General features: G+C 66.3%; 18 protein-coding genes. 9 read left to right on the top strand and 9 right to left on the bottom strand.

All coding sequences use genetic code 11. The features are described from left to right. Positions 1-5 precede the first annotated feature (5 nt). Positions 6-992, bottom strand: coding sequence for a tripartite tricarboxylate transporter substrate binding protein (locus N5C88_RS25700; protein ID WP_059379703.1), 987 nt, complete (start codon positions 990-992; stop codon positions 6-8). 195 nt (positions 993-1,187) lie between these two features. Here N5C88_RS25700 and N5C88_RS25705 point away from each other — a divergent pair, with 195 nt between their 5' ends. The 5 genes from N5C88_RS25705 (at position 1,188) to acdA (ending at position 6,595) form a co-directional block, all read left to right on the top strand. After that, positions 1,188-2,069 carry a LysR family transcriptional regulator gene (locus N5C88_RS25705; protein ID WP_280016498.1) on the top strand — a complete coding sequence of 294 codons (882 nt, stop codon included), beginning with the start codon at positions 1,188-1,190 and terminating at the stop codon, positions 2,067-2,069. Positions 2,070-2,087: 18 nt separating this feature from the next. Continuing rightward, the gene (locus N5C88_RS25710; RefSeq protein WP_118932023.1) at positions 2,088-2,999 is read left to right on the top strand and encodes a LysR family transcriptional regulator; all 912 of its coding nucleotides are present in this window, start codon (positions 2,088-2,090) and stop codon (positions 2,997-2,999) included. A 120-nt stretch (positions 3,000-3,119) separates the two neighbouring features. After that, on the top strand, positions 3,120-4,319 hold the full coding sequence (locus N5C88_RS25715) for a CaiB/BaiF CoA-transferase family protein (RefSeq protein ID WP_280016499.1): 1,200 nt from the start codon (positions 3,120-3,122) through the stop codon (positions 4,317-4,319). A gap of 57 nt (positions 4,320-4,376) precedes the next feature. Then, entirely contained in the window at positions 4,377-5,336 is a 960-nt protein-coding gene (locus N5C88_RS25720; protein WP_118931959.1) for a tripartite tricarboxylate transporter substrate binding protein, read from the top strand. A 53-nt stretch (positions 5,337-5,389) separates the two neighbouring features. Next, positions 5,390-6,595 carry a 3-sulfinopropanoyl-CoA desulfinase gene (gene acdA, locus N5C88_RS25725; RefSeq protein WP_280016500.1) on the top strand — a complete coding sequence of 402 codons (1,206 nt, stop codon included), beginning with the start codon at positions 5,390-5,392 and terminating at the stop codon, positions 6,593-6,595. Between the two features lie 142 nt (positions 6,596-6,737). Here acdA and N5C88_RS25730 read toward each other — a convergent pair whose 3' ends face one another. Further along, positions 6,738-7,067: a hypothetical protein gene (locus tag N5C88_RS25730; RefSeq protein WP_280016501.1), complete on the bottom strand. Its 330-nt coding sequence runs from the start codon at positions 7,065-7,067 to the stop codon at positions 6,738-6,740. A gap of 414 nt (positions 7,068-7,481) precedes the next feature. Here N5C88_RS25730 and N5C88_RS25740 point away from each other — a divergent pair, with 414 nt between their 5' ends. Then, a complete protein-coding gene (locus N5C88_RS25740) occupies positions 7,482-7,928 on the top strand; it encodes a GNAT family N-acetyltransferase (protein ID WP_280016502.1) in 447 nt (148 codons plus the stop codon). 99 nt (positions 7,929-8,027) lie between these two features. Here N5C88_RS25740 and N5C88_RS25745 read toward each other — a convergent pair whose 3' ends face one another. Then, positions 8,028-8,954 carry an alpha/beta hydrolase-fold protein gene (locus N5C88_RS25745; protein WP_280016503.1) on the bottom strand — a complete coding sequence of 309 codons (927 nt, stop codon included), beginning with the start codon at positions 8,952-8,954 and terminating at the stop codon, positions 8,028-8,030. 180 nt (positions 8,955-9,134) lie between these two features. On the opposite strand from N5C88_RS25745, the gene N5C88_RS25750 reads away from it, so the two are divergent. The 3 genes from N5C88_RS25750 to N5C88_RS25760 all read left to right on the top strand — a co-directional run bounded on the left by N5C88_RS25750 (position 9,135) and on the right by N5C88_RS25760 (position 10,755). After that, positions 9,135-9,653, top strand: a complete 519-nt coding sequence (locus N5C88_RS25750) for an O-acetyl-ADP-ribose deacetylase (protein ID WP_280016504.1) — start codon at positions 9,135-9,137, stop codon at positions 9,651-9,653. A gap of 56 nt (positions 9,654-9,709) precedes the next feature. After that, positions 9,710-10,279 (top strand): YdeI/OmpD-associated family protein, encoded by a 570-nt coding sequence (locus N5C88_RS25755; protein ID WP_280016505.1) that lies wholly within the window; start codon positions 9,710-9,712, stop codon positions 10,277-10,279. Between the two features lie 65 nt (positions 10,280-10,344). Further along, positions 10,345-10,755 carry a VOC family protein gene (locus tag N5C88_RS25760; RefSeq protein ID WP_280016506.1) on the top strand — a complete coding sequence of 137 codons (411 nt, stop codon included), beginning with the start codon at positions 10,345-10,347 and terminating at the stop codon, positions 10,753-10,755. A gap of 38 nt (positions 10,756-10,793) precedes the next feature. Here the strand turns inward: N5C88_RS25760 and N5C88_RS25765 are convergent, their stop codons facing one another. The 6 genes from N5C88_RS25765 to N5C88_RS25790 form a co-directional block, all read right to left on the bottom strand. Beyond that, complete coding sequence (locus N5C88_RS25765; RefSeq protein ID WP_280016507.1) at positions 10,794-12,167, bottom strand: 3-deoxy-D-arabino-heptulosonate 7-phosphate synthase; 1,374 nt, start codon at positions 12,165-12,167, stop codon at positions 10,794-10,796. Between the two features lie 65 nt (positions 12,168-12,232). Continuing rightward, complete coding sequence (locus N5C88_RS25770) at positions 12,233-12,718, bottom strand: heme-binding protein (protein ID WP_059379714.1); 486 nt, start codon at positions 12,716-12,718, stop codon at positions 12,233-12,235. A gap of 141 nt (positions 12,719-12,859) precedes the next feature. Beyond that, positions 12,860-13,468: a response regulator gene (locus N5C88_RS25775; protein ID WP_059379715.1), complete on the bottom strand. Its 609-nt coding sequence runs from the start codon at positions 13,466-13,468 to the stop codon at positions 12,860-12,862. A 17-nt stretch (positions 13,469-13,485) separates the two neighbouring features. Then, positions 13,486-14,922, bottom strand: a complete 1,437-nt coding sequence (locus tag N5C88_RS25780) for an ATP-binding protein (RefSeq protein ID WP_059379716.1) — start codon at positions 14,920-14,922, stop codon at positions 13,486-13,488. A 63-nt stretch (positions 14,923-14,985) separates the two neighbouring features. Then, the gene (locus tag N5C88_RS25785; RefSeq protein WP_118932025.1) at positions 14,986-16,164 is read right to left on the bottom strand and encodes an HPP family protein; all 1,179 of its coding nucleotides are present in this window, start codon (positions 16,162-16,164) and stop codon (positions 14,986-14,988) included. Between the two features lie 74 nt (positions 16,165-16,238). Next, entirely contained in the window at positions 16,239-16,691 is a 453-nt protein-coding gene (locus N5C88_RS25790; RefSeq protein WP_280016508.1) for a helix-turn-helix domain-containing protein, read from the bottom strand. Positions 16,692-16,721 lie beyond the last annotated feature (30 nt).

Consider the following 16,721-nt stretch of genomic DNA (forward strand, 5'->3'; position numbering starts at 1 on the left):
TGACCTCAATTGATCTTGATGTTGCGTTCCTTCACCAGCGTCTTCCATTGCGCGGTCTCGCGCGCCAGGTGGTCGCGCAGTTCATCCGGCGTGCCGCCGATGGGCTCGGCGCCGATGGAGTCCAGCGTGGCGCGCACCTTGGCGTCGTTCAGCGATGCGCGCATCGCGGCGTTCAGTTTCGCGACCACCTCGGGCGGCGTGCCGGCGGGGGCGAAGGCCGCGAACCAGGGCATCAATTCGTAGCCGGGCAGGCCGCTTTCCGCGACGGTGGGCACGTCGGGCAGGGCGGCCGAGCGCTTGCTGGTGGTCACTGCCAGCGCCCGCAGCTTGCCGGCTTCGATGTGCGGCTTGGCGGAGGTGATGCTGTCGAACATGTAGTCCACCTGTCCGCCCAGCAGGTCGGCGACGGCGGGGCCGCTGCCTTTGTAGGGCACGTGCAGCATATCCACCTGGGCCATGGACAGGAACAGCTCGCCCGCCAGATGGATGGAGGTGCCCACGCCGGCCGAGGCGTAGGTGTAGTGGTTGGGCTGTGCCTTTGCCTTGGCAATGACGTCCTGCACGCTGGTGGCGCCGGTGCGCGCGGGATTGGTGACCAGCACGTTCGGCACCACGGCCAGCAGCGAGATCGGGGCGAAATCCTTGATCGGGTCGTAGTTCAGGTCCTTGTACAGGGCCGGGTTGACGGCCATGCCGTTGGCGACGATCAGGATGGTGTAGCCGTCGGGCTTGGCGCGGGCCACGCTGGCCGCGCCGATATTGCCGCCCGCGCCCGCGCGGTTCTCCACGATGAAGGTGGTGTTGAGCTGCTTGCCCATGGATTCGCCCAGGGTGCGGGCGATGCTGTCCATCGCGCCGCCGGGCGGGAAGGGAACGATCCATTTGACGGGGTGGTCCGGGTACGTCTGGGCCAGCGTTGCGGACGCGCCGCCCAGCAGCGCCAGGCCGGCACAGGCCAGGGCGATTCGTTTGAATACAGGGCGCAAGCGCATGATGGTCTCCGTAATGCTGGAATTATTGTGTTGCCGCGCGCCTTTGGCCCAAGGATCCCGGGCAGGCAACTCCCGGGATTCATACTTTCAAAGTGCAGGCTTGCGCGACGGTTCAGTATGGCTTGCGTTTTCCCTGCGAGTCCAAGACTATATGGGTTCCGATTGATACCTTTATGGTATGTATGGAGCCATGCCATGCAACTGAGGCAACTGCGTTATTTCCAGGCCGTGGCGGAGGAAGGCAGCTTCACCCGCGCGGCCGCCCGGCTGCACATGGCCCAACCGCCCCTCAGCCGCCAGATCCGCATGTTCGAGGAAGAACTCGGTGTGCAGCTGTTCGAACGCACCACGCGGGCGCTGCGTCTGACGGAAGCGGGCCGCTTCCTGCTGGAACAATCGCGCCTGCTGACCGCGCGCCTGGAAGAAGTGTTGGAAGGCACGCGCCGGCTGGGACAGACCCAGCGGCGCTGGTTCGGCATAGGCTTTGTGCCGTCATCCCTGTACGGCTTCGTGCCCGAGCTGATCCGGCAGCTGCGCAACGCCGACCCGCAGGTCGAGGTGGGTCTCACGGAAATGACCACCTTGCCGCAGCTGGAAGCGCTCAAGGCCGGCCGCATCGACCTGGGCATAGGCCGCATCCTGTTCGACGATCCCGCCATCGAGCGGCGGGTGCTGATGACCGAAGCGCTGATGGCCGCGGTGCCGCTGGGCCATCCGATCGCGCGGCTGCGGCGCGTGTCCGTCGAACGCCTGGCGCGCGAACCTTTCGTGCTGTATCCGGCACGCCCGCGGCCGAACTTCTCCGACCATGTGTTGGGCCTGTTCCGTGCAGCGGGACATGCGCCGCAGGTGGTGCAGGAGGCCAACGAACTTCAGACCGCCATCGGCCTGGTGGCGGCGGGGCTGGGTGTGACGGTGGTGCCGGCGTCGGTGCAGCGCTTGCAGCGGCAGGATGTGGCGCACGTGGCGATCGATGCCGATACCTTCGTGTCGCCGGTGATCGTCAGCTACCGCAAGGATGACACGTCGGCGTTCCTGGCGCGGGCGTTGGGGCTGGCGCAGGCGCTGGCCGGTTAGCAGCAAGGAGACATGACCATGCCGGATCAGGCCGCAAAATCCCTCTCCCTCAGGCAACTGGAACTGCTGCTGGCGCTGGCCTCCGCCGACAGCATCGCGGGCGCGGGCGCGCGGCTGGGGATGACGCCCTCGGCCACCAGCCACGCCCTGCGCACGCTGGAGGCCACGCTGGGAGCGCCCTTGCTCGACCGCAACGCATCGGGCGTGCATCTTACCTATGCCGGGCAGCAGATCCTGCCGCACGTCAGGGACGTGTTCGCCTCCCTGCAGATCGTGCGGGCGACGGCGAACGCCAGCGCGGGCTTGCGTTCGGGTCTGCTGAATCTGGGTTCGCTGGGGGCGAGTTCCTCACTGAACATCCTGCCGCAGCTGCTGGAGATGTTCAAAGCCCGATATCCGGGCGTCGATGTGTTCGTTACCGAGAAGCCAGACCCGGAACTGGAGCGCGCGCTGGTCGAACGGCGTATCGAGATCGGCGTGGTGGCCTTGCCCAAACCGGATTTCGACACGCTGCCGCTCGTTACCGACGAGCTGATGGTGGTGCTTCCTGCCGGCCACCCGCTGGCCGGGCGCAAGACGATCGCGGTGAAGGAGCTGATCGACTATCCCCTGATCATGACGCGCGCCGGTTCGCAGCCTGTCATTACGCGCATGTTCGAGCGCGCCGGCGCCAAGCCGCATATCGCGCACGATCTTTCGCAGATCATGTCCATCCTGGAATTCGTCCGGCGCGGGCAGGGCATCTCCGTGCTGGCGTCGCTGGTGCTGCCGCAGGCCTACGACGGGCTGGTCTACCGGAAGATCAGCCCCGCTTCCAAGCGCAGGATCGGGTTGGCCTGCCTCAATGAACGCAAGCTGTCGCCTGCCGCGCATGCCTTCTGGGCCATGGTCAGGGACGCCGCGCCCAAGCTGAAGTTTCCGGTCAAGTAGCGCCGCGCGTCGCCCGTCCGGACCGGGCGGCAAGCTGTCCTTCATATTGAAAAAAAACTCAATTGAAGGTGAGGATTGCGAATTTTAGACTGCATCGATCGATTCTGATGGAGAAGGCGTATGCAGTCAGTGGAAGCCTCCGCGCTCAAGGGCGTGCGTGTCCTGGACCTCTCGCGCATCCTGGCGGGTCCCAGCGCGACGCAGCTGTTGGGCGACCTGGGCGCGGACGTGGTCAAGGTGGAAAAGCCGGACGAGGGCGATGACACCCGCAAATGGGGGCCGCCTTACATCAACGACCAGGACGGCCACGCGACCGCGGAAAGCGCCTACTACCTGAGCGCCAACCGCAACAAGCGGTCCATCGCGATCGACATCGCCACGACGGCGGGCCGGGAAACGCTGCATCAACTACTGGACCACGCCGACGTGCTGGTCGAGAACTACAAGGTCGGCGGCCTGGCCAAGCACGGGCTGGACTATGAACAGCTCAAGCACCGGTATCCGCGCCTGGTCTATTGCTCCATCACCGGCTTCGGGCAGACGGGGCCATACGCCAAGCGCGCGGGCTACGACTTCCTGATCCAGGGCATGGGCGGGATCATGAGCCTTACCGGCGAGCCGCAAGGCGCGCCCATGAAGGTGGGCGTGGGCATCGCCGACGTCATGACCGGGATGTATGCCGCCGTCGGCATCCTGGCGGCGCTGCGCCACCGCGACCTGACCGGCCAGGGCCAGCACATCGACATCTCGCTGCTGGACAGCCAGATTGCCTGGCTGGTGAACGCCGGGACGAACTATCTCGCCAGGCAGGAGCCGCCCGTCCGCCTGGGCAACGGCCACCCCAACATCGTGCCCTACCAGGTATTCGACGCGGCGGACGGTCCCATGATTCTTGCCGTGGGCAACGATGCGCAGTTCCGGCGCTTCTGCGAGGTTGCCGGCGTGGCCGGGCTGGCGGACGACGAGCGCTATGCCTCCAATGCGGCCCGCGTCGCCCACCGCATCGAACTCTGCCAACGGGTACAGGAAGCGCTGGCCCGGCGCCCCAGGCAGGTCTGGCTGGAACAGCTGGAAGCCGTGGGCGTGCCTTGCGGTCCGGTCAACGACCTGCGCGACGTATTCAACGACCCGCACGTACAGGCTCGCGGCGCGCAGTTGCGCATGCCCTGCGCATGGGCGCAAGGCGGCGAACTGAACCTGTTGGCAAATCCGCTGAAGCTGTCCGCCACGCCGGTCTCCTATCGCAATCCGCCGCCCCGCCTGAACGAGCATGCGCGGCAGATCCTGGACGATTGGACGGCGGGCGGTCCGCCGGACTGACGTCACACATCTTAGACAACACCGCTTCGACGAAGGCGGACACAAGAGGAGAGAGGCATGGATAGGAGACAGTTGCTGGCGCTGGCCGCATTGACGCCATTGAGCCGCGCATTTGCGCAAGGCAAGTATCCGTCGCAGAGCATCAGGCTGGTCGCGCCCTATGCGCCGGGTGGAACCGTGGACATCCTGTCGCGGCAACTGGCCGAGCCGATGCGCGCCAGCCTGGCCCAGTCGGTGATCGTGGAAAACCGCGGCGGCGCCGGTGGCACGCTGGGCGCCGACGCCGTGGCCAAGGCCCGTCCCGATGGCTACGCGATCCTGTTCGGGGCGGTGCATCACGCGATCGCCCAGTCGGTGTATCCGAAGCTGGGATACGACATCCGCGAGATGACGGCGGTGGGTTTTCTGGGACGTGTCAACCACGCGCTGATCGTCAACAAGGATCTGCCCGCGCAGAATGTGCAGGAGCTGGTAGCGCTGCTGAAGGCCAATCCGGACAAGTACAGCTATGCCACGCCGGGCGCGGGCACCATGCAGCACCTGATGGCCGAATACTTCAAGAACGTCACCGGCACCCAGATGATGCACGTGCCTTACCGCGGCTCGGCGCCGGCGATCGTGGACATCATTGCCGGGAACGTGCACATGATGTTCGAGACCATGCCTTCGGCCATCCAGCACATCAGGGCCGGCAGCGTGCGCGCGATCGCGGTGACGTCCAAGGTGCGTTCGCCCAGCCTGCCCGACGTGCCCACGGCGGCGGAGAGCGGCGCGGCCAATTACGACGCGACCAGCTGGTATGGCATCTATGCGCCGCCGTCCACGCCCGCGGACGTGGTGCGCGTGCTCAATGCGGCGGTCAACGAGGCGTTCGCCGATCCGGCTTTCGTGCAGCGCTGGATTGCGTTGGGTGCCGACGCGGGCGGCGGCACGCCGCAGGAGCTTGCCGCCCTGACGCGCAGCGAAGTCGAGCGCTGGGCCGAGGTGGCGCGGCGCGCGGATATCAAGGTGGGTTGATGCCGGCGGGCCTGGCGGCCCGGCCGGAGTTTTGCACGTAGCAAGGATGAACCATGACTGAGCTTTCTCAAGAACAATCGGCGCTGCAGCAGCGCGCGCGCGAACTGGCGCAGACCGTATTCAAACCGACGGCCGCGGCCACCGACCAATCCGAACAGTATCCCTGGGGCAATGTCCGCCTGCTGCGCGAAAGCGGCTTCATGGGCATGACGATTCCGCGCGAGTACGGCGGACAGGGGCTGAGCTATCTCGATACCGTCCTGGTCGTGGAGGAAATGGCCAAGGCTTGCGCCACCATGGGACGCATCACGGTGGAAGCCAATATGGGCGCAATCGGCGCCATCATGCAATACGGCAGCCATGAGCAGAAGACGCTGGCCGCCGGGTGCGTGCTGGCGGGCGACAAGCCCGCCATCTGCATCTCGGAGCCCCAGGCCGGCAGCGCCGCCAGCGAAATGGGCACACGCGCCGTGCGTGTGGGCGACGACTACGTCATCAACGGCGAGAAATACTGGATCACCGGAGGCGGGGTGTCGCGCCTGCACCTGATCTTCGCGCGCGTGTTCGACGAGGGCGTGGATCTGGGCATAGGCGCCTTCATCCACGTGCGCGAGCCCGACGCCGCAGACGATGGCCTGGAGATCGCCAAGCGTTCCTACGCCATGGGCGTGCGGGGCATACCCGAGACGTACATCCAGTTCCGCGACCTCAAGGTGCACAAGTCCATGCTGGTGGCGCCGCCGGAGGGTCTGAAACGCGGCTTCGCCGGGCTGATGCAGGCCTACAACGCCCAGCGCGTGGGCGCGGGCACCGTGGCGCTGGGCATTGCGCAGGGCGCCTTTGAAGAAGCCGTGGAATACGTCAAGCAGCGCCAGCAGTTCGGCCGGCCGATAGCGGAGTTCCAGGGCTTGCAGTGGATGGTTGCCGACATGGCCATCCAGTTGAACGCCGCGCGCCACATGCTTCATGCGGCCGCGCGCAGCGGCACGCCGCGGACTTTCGGCTTTCCGGACTTGTCGTTGGCCGCGCAGGCCAAGATACACGCGGCGGAAACGGCGCAGCGCGTGACCAACGACGCCTTGCAGCTGCACGGTTCGTCAGGCTATGGGCGCGACCTGCCGATGGAGCGCCACGTGCGCGACGCACGCATGTTCACGATCGCCGGTGGCACGGCGCAGATCCTGCGGACTCAGGTCGCCTCCGCCGTGCTGGGGATGAAGCTGCCGCAGACGCGGGACGGGTATTTGCGGGGACGGTGACTTGCCGTCCTGAAGCAACGCCCTGGCGTAAAACCAGGGCGTTTTCGTATTTTTAGCTTGTATATATTGGATATGGCCTGCTGATTATCCAATACGGATTTGGGAGTGCGTCGCACGGTGCGACGTGGCGCGACAAAATTAGTCAACGCCTGCAAACAAAAAAGCCAACGAACAGCATTCCAATTAAGGTTCCTCCCAGAGCCAGCGCTGCGAGCTCTCCGCGTTGCGACTCGTGGAAATACAAAATACACGAGAAGGCAGCGGTAAGCACGATCAACAGCACCAAAACAAAAGCGCGCCATTTTTTCAGAAACGCACAGCGCACATCGTGCAAGGCGAATTCAGGTTTGCGCATGAGTTTTCGCGTAGAAATGCGGCCGGTATTAAATTCTGCCAAATATCCCGCTGATGGGATAGTGATTTCCAGCGCATAATCTGTTCGTATAAACTCTGATTCCTTGTTGGTGCGCATCCTTTGCATTAGTTCGTTGATGGGAATCGTATTCGATCGCGTTAATGCCAATACCGTTTCATTAATCGTGACATGGCAAAGATGATTCGGCCCGCCGAATATCGCAAACTGCGGTTTGGATTCTCTGGATTAACTAGTGGCAGGACACCAGTTCAGGGGTAATGCCGGCGGGCAAAGGTCCGTTCGTTCCCAGAATAGGCCAGTCGCAAGGCCCGGGCAGTTGGCCTTTGAGATCGATCGCAAGCGGCGTAACGTCGGGGTCCGTGGTCCGTTCCAAACCACCACGACGGCGGCAGTCTATTCCGCCGTGAGCGCCGGGCTCGGCATCGCCTATTCGCCGCGGTGGCAGATCAGGCACCTGCTGGATGCGGGGCAGGTAGACTAAGAATCCCCCAATCCCGATGCGCAGCGATCATGTCTTCCCAAACGCAGGTCCGAATCGCCCAGAGCGTAGACATCGATTCGATTGTTGAACTGGATCCGATCGCCAGGCAGGAACCGGGCAGGAGGACATTTATCGCCCAGGCGGTGGCTGCTGGCCAATGCTGGGCCGCGACGGCAGCGGAGGATGCTTCGGCGCTGGTCGGTTATGGGGTGCTTGACCGCTCGTTCTTCGGACATGATTTCATTCCGCTGATCGTCGTCAAGCGTTCGGCTCGACGCCGTGGCGTCGCGACAGCCATTATGCGGACCCTGGAACTGCAATGCCAGGGAGGAAAACTGTTCACGTCGACAAACAGGTCAAACATCGCGATGCGCCAATTGCTTGGCCGGCTTGGCTTTATCAGAAGCGGCCAAATCGAGAATCTGGACGACGGCGACCCCGAGCTCGTATTCGTGAAGCTCCGATCGTCCCTTTGAGAGGCGTCATAGGTCTGAGGTTGTCCAACGCCACCCCATCACGGCGGACAAGGCCGCGATGCCACATGGCGCGGAAGGCGAAGGACTTTCTGTATTGCTTCAGCGCACCGGCAGCAGATATTTCAGGGCCTGCATAAAGCCGCGCGGCGCCACGGTGAGATGGTCCTCGTCATTCAGTACCACCGACTTCAGTTTCAAGCCTGGATACTGCCGGCTTTGCAGCGCCGCCTCCAGCGCACGGTTGTCGGCGACCATGTCCACCGTCTGGTTGTAGCGACGGTCGCCTTTGCGCAGGGCTTCGTAGGCGCCGACATAAAGATAGACATTCGCCGTCAGGTCCCGATGCCGCTGGGCATAGCGCGCTTCGAGTTTCAAGGCATGCCGTTTGTCGTACCAGAGGGACGGGCTGCCGAGGACATAGCCGTTGAACATGCCGGGCTCGGTGAACAGGATCTGTGTCCCCAGCAGCGCCCCATAGGAGTGGCCAAGAAAGAGGGCTCTGGCCGGGTCGGTCCGGTAGCGGGCGGTGATGTAAGGCTTCACCTGATCGCGCAGATACGCTTGATAGGCGCGCGCCTGGCCATGGACCGCGTTGGCCGGTGCCGTGCTTGGGCCGTTCGGTGTCGGCGTGTAGTCGCGCTGGCGGCTGACTCCGCCATCTTCCCCCTTGCCATATGACAGGCCGACAAGAATGAACTCCTCGATTTGCGGTCCCTCCACGTTCAGGCGGCGCGCCAGCTGCCGGATAATCGGGAAGGCGTAGTCGGCATCGGTCACATAAAGCACCGGGTAGCGCCGTTGCGGCTGTTTCGCATAGGACGGCGGCAACGCGACATAAACCTGATAGCCGCGGCCCGACACGGGATCGGGCACGTCCCATACTTCGCTATCGGCAATTTCATATGGGCGGCCCTCGCCAGATTGCGCTTTTGGCGTCGACTGGGCCAGGGCTTGCGTCGAACCGCCGGGCACGCCGACGCTCACCAGGAGGGTAACCAACAGGGCATTCAAAAGGCGTCGTTGCATGTGGGGAAACGGCGTCAGCCTGCAATCTTGAGTGCATGAAGTGGGCGGAATTGTAGACTGGCAACATAATCCCGATCCGTCGCCGCCAGCAGGCGTGATGAGTGCCGTACGCTTGCCTGCAGGAAGATCGCCCTGCAAGTGCGCCGCGGCGACGGCGTTCGTACCGCAAGGAGCAAGATCATGGCCACAAGCCTGCGCGCAATCCGTTCAGATATCACGAAGCTGCACGTGGACGCCATCGTTAACGCCGCAAACTCCTCATTGCTGGGCGGAGGGGGCGTCGATGGCGCCATCCACCGCGCCGCGGGTCCGGATCTTGTGCATGAATGCAGATTGCTGGGCGGCTGCAAGACGGGGGATGCGAAGGTGACCAAGGCCTATCGCCTGTCCGCGCAGTACATCATTCATACCGTGGGGCCCGTGTGGCAGGGCGGAGAGAGCGGGGAGCCGGCGCTGCTGGCCAGTTGCTACCGCCGATGCATCGAGCTGGCGGAAGAAAGGGCGGTCACGTCGATTGCGTTGCCCAGCATCAGCACGGGGATATATGGGTATCCCATAGCGTTGGCGGCGGAGGTCGCTGCCAAAAGCGTCCGCGAAAGTCTGGCCGGGGACTCATCCATACTGGAGGTGATCTTCTGCTGCTTTTCTGCGGAAGACCTTCTTCAATATGAGCGCATCTTGAATCGGCCGCGTGCATGACACTGTACAGGGCTGCCGCGAGTGGTTTGTTGGACTGCCATTGAACGGAACGCTCCATGACTGAACCTCGCCTGACATTCCTGGCCCAGAGCGAATGGGAAGACTGGTTGACGCACAACGGCGAGACGTCGGCGGGGGTATGGCTGCGCATAGCCAAGAAAGGCGCCGGGCAGCGGACCTTGACGTACGCGCAGGCGGTGGAGAGCGCGCTTTGCCATGGCTGGATCGATGGCCAAAAACAGGCTGAAAGCGAAGAAACCTGGCTGCAGCGCTTTACCCGGCGTTCTCCGAAGAGTATTTGGGCCAAACTCAACACGGATCGGGCCGAAGCGCTCATCGCTGCAGGCAGAATGCTCCCGGCCGGCATGCGGGAAATCGAAAAGGCCAAACAGGACGGACGCTGGGCCGCCGCCTATGCCTCTCCCAGCAATTCGGTCGTGCCGGACGACCTGCAAGCCGCGCTGGACGCCAATCCCAAGGCCAGCGCGTTCTTTGCGACGCTGAACAGCCGGAACCGCTACGCCATTCTGTTTCGGATCCAGCATGCCAAAAGGCCCGCAACGCGGGCGCGCAAGATCCAAGAGTTCATCGGCATGCTTGATCGCGGTGAAACGATTCATCCCTGAAGCGGGACGTTCGACAGCCGATGAAAGCCGCAGGACAATGCCAAGTTCGACCCGGGAGAATCCGCATGCCAGCATTTCAAATCAAGCACCTGGACCATGTCGTGCTCAGGGTTCAAGACCTGGCGCGCAGTGTGGATTTCTACACGAAGGTATTAGGCTGCTCCGTCAAGAAGAAGAACGACAAGCTCGCCATGATCCACCTGAGCGCCGGCGGGTCCATGATCGATCTGATCGATGTGCAAGGAGCCTTGGGCGCCGCTGGCGGGGCCGCGCCAGAAAAAGAGCGCCGCAACGTCGACCACTTTTGCCTGCGGGTCGATCCGTTCGATGAAGCGGCCATCGTGCAACATCTACAAGCGTTTGGCATTGCCGCGGACAAGGCCGTGTTGCGGTATGGCGCGGAAGGCGAAGGGCTTTCGATCTATTGCTTCGATCCCGATGGCAATCAAATCGAGCTGAAGGGGCCCGCGGTCTAGGGCAAGCACAGTACGAAACCGGCCCGCGGGCGTGGGCCTCAGCGCGTGGCGCCTTCGATCGCCGCCATCAGGTCATCCGGGTGCGCCATCAGTTCGCGCGCCTGGCATAGCGTCGGGTATTGCTGCAGCACGCCGGCCCATTGGGCCGATTGCAGCAGCTGTTGCCAGACCGGTTCCAAGGTCTCGGGGGCCGCATCCAGACCCTGCGCCAGAAGACCGGCATATTCCAGGCTGGGCGGCGCGGACAGGAGCTGCATGCGGCTGGCGGCGCTGAGCAGGCGCGGGATCGCATCGGCCGGGCCGTCGCAGACATAGAGCACGGTGGTTTCGAGCTGCGGGCCTTCGGCGGGCAACGCCCGCAGCGCCGCGCCACGCAGGGGGTACCGGCCCTGGCGCGTACTGAAGGCGTAGTCGGTCCGTGGATCGGCTTGCGTCAGCAGGCGCAGCCCGCGCAGCAGGCGCGGAAAGTCGGTGGCGGCCGCGTCGGCCGAGGCCTTGGCTTCGAGCAGCAGGCACAGGTCCCAGGCCGGCGGCGCGCCATCGCCCGCAGCCCGGCGCAGCAGCGCGGCATCCCATTCTGTCTTGGCGCGGTCGGTGTTGGCGGGCATCGAAGGCGGTACGCGCATGGAGGACACGGCCTGGTAGGCCTGGCTGCCATCGGCGTCGTTGAGACGGCGCGCCAGGGCCTGGAGCGCTTGCAGCGCCTGCGCCTCGACGGCGTCGCCGCGCAACCGCGAGGCGTTGCCTTCGGCCAGGGCGGTGGCGCTGCCCGGGCGCGGGCCTTGCTGTTCCCACAAGGCGCGGTAGCGGCGCACGTCGCTGTCGGCGGTCAGGGCGTCCAGGCGTTGCAGATGATCCAGCGCGGGGCTGGCGAGCAGGCGGTCGAGCGCGGCGGAGGCCGGTTGGGCTTCGGAGGACAAACCGAGAAGCCGGCGCGCGGCTTCGGGCAGCGCAGCCCAGGACTCGGACGCCGCCGCCGCTTGCAAGGCGGCCATGGCGTCGCGCGCGGGGCCTGCCGGCATGCGTTGAATCTTGGCGGGGTGGGCGATGGCGTTGGCGGCGGCAATGATCTCGCGGCGGTCCTGGGCGGCGCGCGCGGCCAGGGAGGCATACTCGCGCACGAGCGGCAGGCGGTGCCGCAGCAGCATGGCCTGGAATGCGGGATCGCCGTCGGACTCGCGCATGGCGTCGCGTATCAGGCGCGCCAGGGCGTCGAGAAAGGCCTGCTTGACCGTGGCCGGCGGCGCGCCGCCATCTTCGAGCGACTGGCGGGCCTGTTCGATGGCGACGGCGAGCGCGGTTGCGGGCGCGGCGTCTTCGGCGGGGATGCGGGAAATGGCGGGTACGCGATAGCGCCGGGCGGTGCGGCGCAGGATGGCGTCGAGCAGGGAGAGGGAGGGCGGCTGGGGCATGGCGCCCCAAGCCTACCGCGATGCCGCTGGCGCGGCAAACGCGCCGCGTCCCGGCCGGCAGCGGCTTACTTGAACAGTTCCGCGTTTTCTTGCAGGGCGGTGTCCGCGCATTGCGCGTCCAGGTTGCCGCCGGGGGCGCCCGCCACGCCGATGGCGCCGATCACGGCCGAGCCGGCCTTGACGGGCACGCCGCCGCCCAGCACCAGGAAGCCCGGAATGTCGGTCAAGGTGGCCGCGGCGGGATTCTTCTGCACGTTTTCCAGCATCGTCAGCGTCGGTGTCTTGGCCGAGACGGCGGTGTAGGCCTTGGCGCGGCTGGCCTCGATGGTGTGCGGGCCGGCATTGTCGGCACGGGCGAAGGCCTTGAGCAGGCCGGCGCGGTCCACCACCGAGGCGCTCACGTTGTAGCCCTTGGCCTGGCAGGCGGCGACGGTGGCCGTGGCCAGCTTCTGCGCGTCGGCCATGGACAGGTTGCTCTCGTTGAGCACGGCGGCGTTGGCGGCGCCGGCGCAGGCGAACAGGGCGGCGAAAGCGATGAGTTTGGGCGACATGTCTGTGTCCTTAGTGGGTCGGTGACGGGAACAGACAGAGTAAAGATGGCGACCGATCGGCGGTATTCGGTCGGCTACGCTGGGGCCTCCGTAGGGCTACGGAGGGGGGCCGTGCAAGGTTGCTGGCCGCCTGGACCGGCCTTAGCCCAGCAGCCCCGCGTACTCGCGGATCAGCCCGGCCAGGTTGTCCGCTTCCAGCTTGGCGAAGACGTTGGCGCGGTAGGTCTCCACCGTGCGCGGCGACAGGTCGAATTCGCGCGCGATCTCCTTGTTGCTCAGGCCCTGCACGACGCGTTCCAGCACGTCGCGCTCGCGCCCGGACAACTTGTCCAGCCGTTCCTGCGCGGCCTGGGTCACGGCGAGTTTTTCGCGGCTGGCGATGTGGGTGCGCACGGCGGCCTGCACCGCGTCCAGGAAGACGTCGTCGTCCACGGGCTTTTGCAGGAATTCCATGGCGCCGCCCTTGAAGGCGCGGCGGCACAGGTCCACGTTGGCATGGCCGGTCAGCATGACCACGGGCAGGTCCGATTGCTCGGCCAGCCGGCTCAGCACGTCCAGGCCGCTGATGCCGGGCATGCGGATGTCCAGGACCACGCAGCCAATGGACTGCGGGTGCAACTGGGCCAGGAAGGCCAGCGGGTCGCCGTAGCCCTCGCTGCGCAGGCCCACGCTGCGCAGCAGCAGCGCCAGGCCGTCGCGCACGGCGTCGTCGTCATCGACCAGGTAGACCAGCGGGGATTGTTCGAACATGGGAGATTCCTGCGGCGTCAGACGGCGGCGGCGCGCGGCAGGCTGACCGTGAAGCAGGCGCCTGCCGGGCTGAGATTGCGCGCGGCGATGCGGCCGTCCATGGAGCCGGCCAGCGTGTCGCACAGCGCCAGCCCCAGGCCCATGCCTTGCGGCCGCGTGGTGTAGAAAGGAGCGAACAGGCGCGGCAACGCGTCGGCGGCGATGCCGGGGCCGGTGTCGCTGACGCTGAACAGATAGGTGTCGCCATCGGCGCGGCCCTCCAGCGAGATCTGGCGCGGCCCGGCAACGTCGGCCAGCGCATCGGCGGCGTTCTGCACCAGGTTGTGCAGGATCTGCTCCAGGGCCACGCGGTCGCCCAGCGGACGCATGCCCGGGTTGGCGTTGTGCCAGCTCAGCCGTATGCCCAGCCGGGCCAATTCCGTTTCGCGCAGAAAGCGCAGCGACGCCACCAATGCGTCGGGGTCCAGCGCTTCGCGCCGGGCGGGCGAGCTGGGCTGCACCAGGGCGCGCATGCGGCTGATGATGTCGGCGGCGCGCTTGGCCTGTTCGGCGCTGGCCAAGAGCGCGTGGCGCACGGCGGGGCGTTCCTCTTCGTCGTCCAGCAGCCGCTCGGCGGCGCGGGTCTGGGCCAGGATGGCGGTCAGCGGCTGGTTCAGTTCGTGGGCGATGCCGGCGGCCATTTCGCCTAGCGTGCTCAGGCGCGCCATGGCGCCCAGGCGCAGTTGCTCCTGGTGGCGGCGGGCCTGGGCGCGAGAACGCTGCCAGGCCGCGGCGCCGGCCACCAGCAGCGCGCTGGCCAAGCCCCAGGCGAGCCAGGTGGCCCAGGGCCAGACGCCGGGTGTCAGCGTGCGCGTGCTGCGCATCTGGAAGGGCTGGCTGGCCGCGCCCAGCGGCTTTTGCAGGGCCAGCGGCCAGCCGGGACCGCTGGCGTCTGGCTGCTTGTCCAGCAGCCGCAGCGGGGTCTGGTCCACCGTCAGGGTCAAGTTGGCCAGGCCGGGAGGAAAGTCGGCCGCGGGTATCAGCTGGCTGGCGTCCAGCAGCAGGCTCCAGCTGGAGGGCGCCACCAGCCAATAGCGTGCGGTGTCCACCGGCAGCGTCACGGGCCGGCCCAGGCCGCGCGCGCGTTCGACGGCGGCCGCCAGGCCCGGGGGTTCGGCCACGCTGCCGCTCCAGGCGCCGCCGGACAGGTAGCCCAGCCCCAGCAGTTGGGGCATGGCCGGCCGCAGGCTGGGATAGAGGCGTTCCGGAGCTGGGGGGTGGGAGAGGGCGGCCAGGGTCGCCAGCACGGCTTCATGCTGCACCGTCTTCTGGCTCAGCATGCGCTGCGCCACGCTGGTGCTCTGGGTGAAGCGTTCGTACTGGTCCACATAGTCCTGCCGCCCGATCCAGAGGGCGCCGAAGGTGAACAGGACCAGCCAGCAGAAGAAGGCGCGAGCGCGCGATAGGGGATTCACGCCTGAAATTATGCCTTGCGGCCAACGCGGGCAGGAATCCGTAGGGCTACGGAGGGTCGGCGCTCAGGCCGCCAGCCGCTGGGCGTCCGGGTCCGGCGCCTGCGAGCTGGCCGCGAGCGCGATCTGGTACAGCGCCGCCACCAGGTCCGATTGCGTCACCAGTCCGACCAGGTTGCGCGCTTCATCCAGTACCGGCACGCAATGCAGGCTGTCCGACATGGGGCGGGCCAGTTCGATGACGGGCAGGCCGGGGGTGGCGAAGGGCACTTCGCTGCGCATGCAGTCGGCCACCAGCAGGCCGGGCGCGGCATCCGCGTCGACGGCGACGGCAGCCAGCCGGGTTTGGCGCGCCAGCACGTCGCCCTGGCTGACCATGCCGGCGTAGCGGCCGGCCGAATCCAGCACCGGCAGCGCCTGCAGGCGATGCTTGTCGAACAGACGCACGGCGTAGTCCAGCGGGTCCTGGGCCTGCACCGTGACCACGTCACGCGACATGATGTCGGCGCAATGCACGTCGCCAAAGCGCCGTACGCTGGCGCGCATTTCCGCGGCCAGGACGATTTCTTCCAGGTCTTCCTTGCTGATGTCCAGCAGCTCGCCGCGTTGCGTGAGCGCGTCGTCCAGGTCGGCCAGGCTGAAGCCCAGGCGGGCGCTGGGCGCGAGGTCGCGGGTGTTGTGGCCGGCGGCCGGGTCGGCGTGGCGGCGCGGATAGTTGCGCTTGAGCGCGCCATTGAAGACCACGGCGATGCAAAGCAGGATGGCGGAGTTCAGGGCCACGGGCCAGAGCGCGAAGCCGTAGCCCAGGCTGGCGACGGCGGGGCCGCCCAGCACGGCGGTCAGCGCCACCGCGCCGCTGGGCGGATGCAGGCAGCGCAAGGAGAACATGGCGCCGATCGCCAGCGCCACCGCCACGGCGGCGGCCACGCCAGGCACGGGGATGAACTGGGCGCAGAAGACGCCGATCAGGGCCGATACCAGATTGCCGGCCATGATGGACCAGGGCTGGGCGAGCGGACTGGCGGGGGCGGCGAACAGCAGCACGGCGGACGCGCCCATGGGGGCGATGAACCAGGGGCTGGCGTCGCCCAGCGCGTGGCGGCCCACCCATTCCGTGCAGAACAGGCCGAGCAGCGCCCCCAGCGCGCCGTACAGTTTCTCGCGTCCGTTGACGCCCACCGGCGCTGGCGCGAACGAGCCCAGCCAGCGCTTGATTGCTACACCCAAAACGATCTCCTCGCGCATCGATATGTCGCGGGGCGACAATTTATCACGCGAGGCAAGGCTGCGCTGCATAAGCTTATGCAGCAGGACGTGGATCAGGCGTTGCCGGAGTCGTCGCCGATGCGGGTCAGCAGGCGCGTCAGCAGCGGGCGCATGGCGCGCAATTCTTCCAGGTGCGAGGCCGAGAGGTCTTCGAGCATGCGCTCGGCCTTCGCAGTCAGCACGACCTCGACGCGGCGGCCGTCTTCGGGGTCCGCCTCGCGGCTGACCAGGTCCAGGCGCGCCAGTCGGCCCACCAGTTCGGCTGCGGTGTGCGGGCGGATCAGGAGGCGTTCGGCGATTTCGCCGACATACAGGCCACGGCGGCCGGGGGCGTTCTTGCGGGTGCCCTTGATGGCGAGCAGGGCCTGGTGCTGCTGCGGCATCAGGTCCAGCGCGGCGGCGGCGTTTTCGCTGAAGGCGGCAAAGCGGCGCAGCGCATAGCGGAAGTCGGCCAGGAGCTCGTAGTCCGTGGCGGTCAGCTGGGGTGGGGGCGGAGGCGGTTTCACCTGGCCGATTCTAATATATGTCGTGATACG

It is taken from the genome of Achromobacter sp. GD03932, from assembly GCF_029839485.1.
Taxonomy (GTDB): domain Bacteria; phylum Pseudomonadota; class Gammaproteobacteria; order Burkholderiales; family Burkholderiaceae_B; genus Achromobacter; species Achromobacter bronchisepticus_A.

Bases quoted from the DNA above. Each gene is read 5' to 3' on its own strand.
- N5C88_RS25730 (WP_280016501.1), bottom strand. From the start codon at position 7,067: ATGCGCACCAACAAGGAATCAGAGTTTATACGAACAGATTATGCGCTG.
- N5C88_RS25775 (WP_059379715.1), bottom strand. From the start codon at position 13,468: ATGTTCGAACAATCCCCGCTGGTCTACCTGGTCGATGACGACGACGCC.
- N5C88_RS25765 (WP_280016507.1), bottom strand. From the start codon at position 12,167: ATGCCCCAGCCGCCCTCCCTCTCCCTGCTCGACGCCATCCTGCGCCGC.
- N5C88_RS25715 (WP_280016499.1), top strand. From the start codon at position 3,120: ATGCAGTCAGTGGAAGCCTCCGCGCTCAAGGGCGTGCGTGTCCTGGAC.
- N5C88_RS25750 (WP_280016504.1), top strand. From the start codon at position 9,135: ATGGCCACAAGCCTGCGCGCAATCCGTTCAGATATCACGAAGCTGCAC.
- N5C88_RS25740 (WP_280016502.1), top strand. From the start codon at position 7,482: ATGTCTTCCCAAACGCAGGTCCGAATCGCCCAGAGCGTAGACATCGAT.
- N5C88_RS25710 (WP_118932023.1), top strand. From the start codon at position 2,088: ATGCCGGATCAGGCCGCAAAATCCCTCTCCCTCAGGCAACTGGAACTG.
- acdA (WP_280016500.1), top strand. From the start codon at position 5,390: ATGACTGAGCTTTCTCAAGAACAATCGGCGCTGCAGCAGCGCGCGCGC.
- N5C88_RS25745 (WP_280016503.1), bottom strand. From the start codon at position 8,954: ATGCAACGACGCCTTTTGAATGCCCTGTTGGTTACCCTCCTGGTGAGC.
- N5C88_RS25700 (WP_059379703.1), bottom strand. From the start codon at position 992: ATGCGCTTGCGCCCTGTATTCAAACGAATCGCCCTGGCCTGTGCCGGC.
- N5C88_RS25785 (WP_118932025.1), bottom strand. From the start codon at position 16,164: ATGCGCGAGGAGATCGTTTTGGGTGTAGCAATCAAGCGCTGGCTGGGC.
- N5C88_RS25760 (WP_280016506.1), top strand. From the start codon at position 10,345: ATGCCAGCATTTCAAATCAAGCACCTGGACCATGTCGTGCTCAGGGTT.
- N5C88_RS25705 (WP_280016498.1), top strand. From the start codon at position 1,188: ATGCAACTGAGGCAACTGCGTTATTTCCAGGCCGTGGCGGAGGAAGGC.
- N5C88_RS25720 (WP_118931959.1), top strand. From the start codon at position 4,377: ATGGATAGGAGACAGTTGCTGGCGCTGGCCGCATTGACGCCATTGAGC.
- N5C88_RS25755 (WP_280016505.1), top strand. From the start codon at position 9,710: ATGACTGAACCTCGCCTGACATTCCTGGCCCAGAGCGAATGGGAAGAC.
- N5C88_RS25770 (WP_059379714.1), bottom strand. From the start codon at position 12,718: ATGTCGCCCAAACTCATCGCTTTCGCCGCCCTGTTCGCCTGCGCCGGC.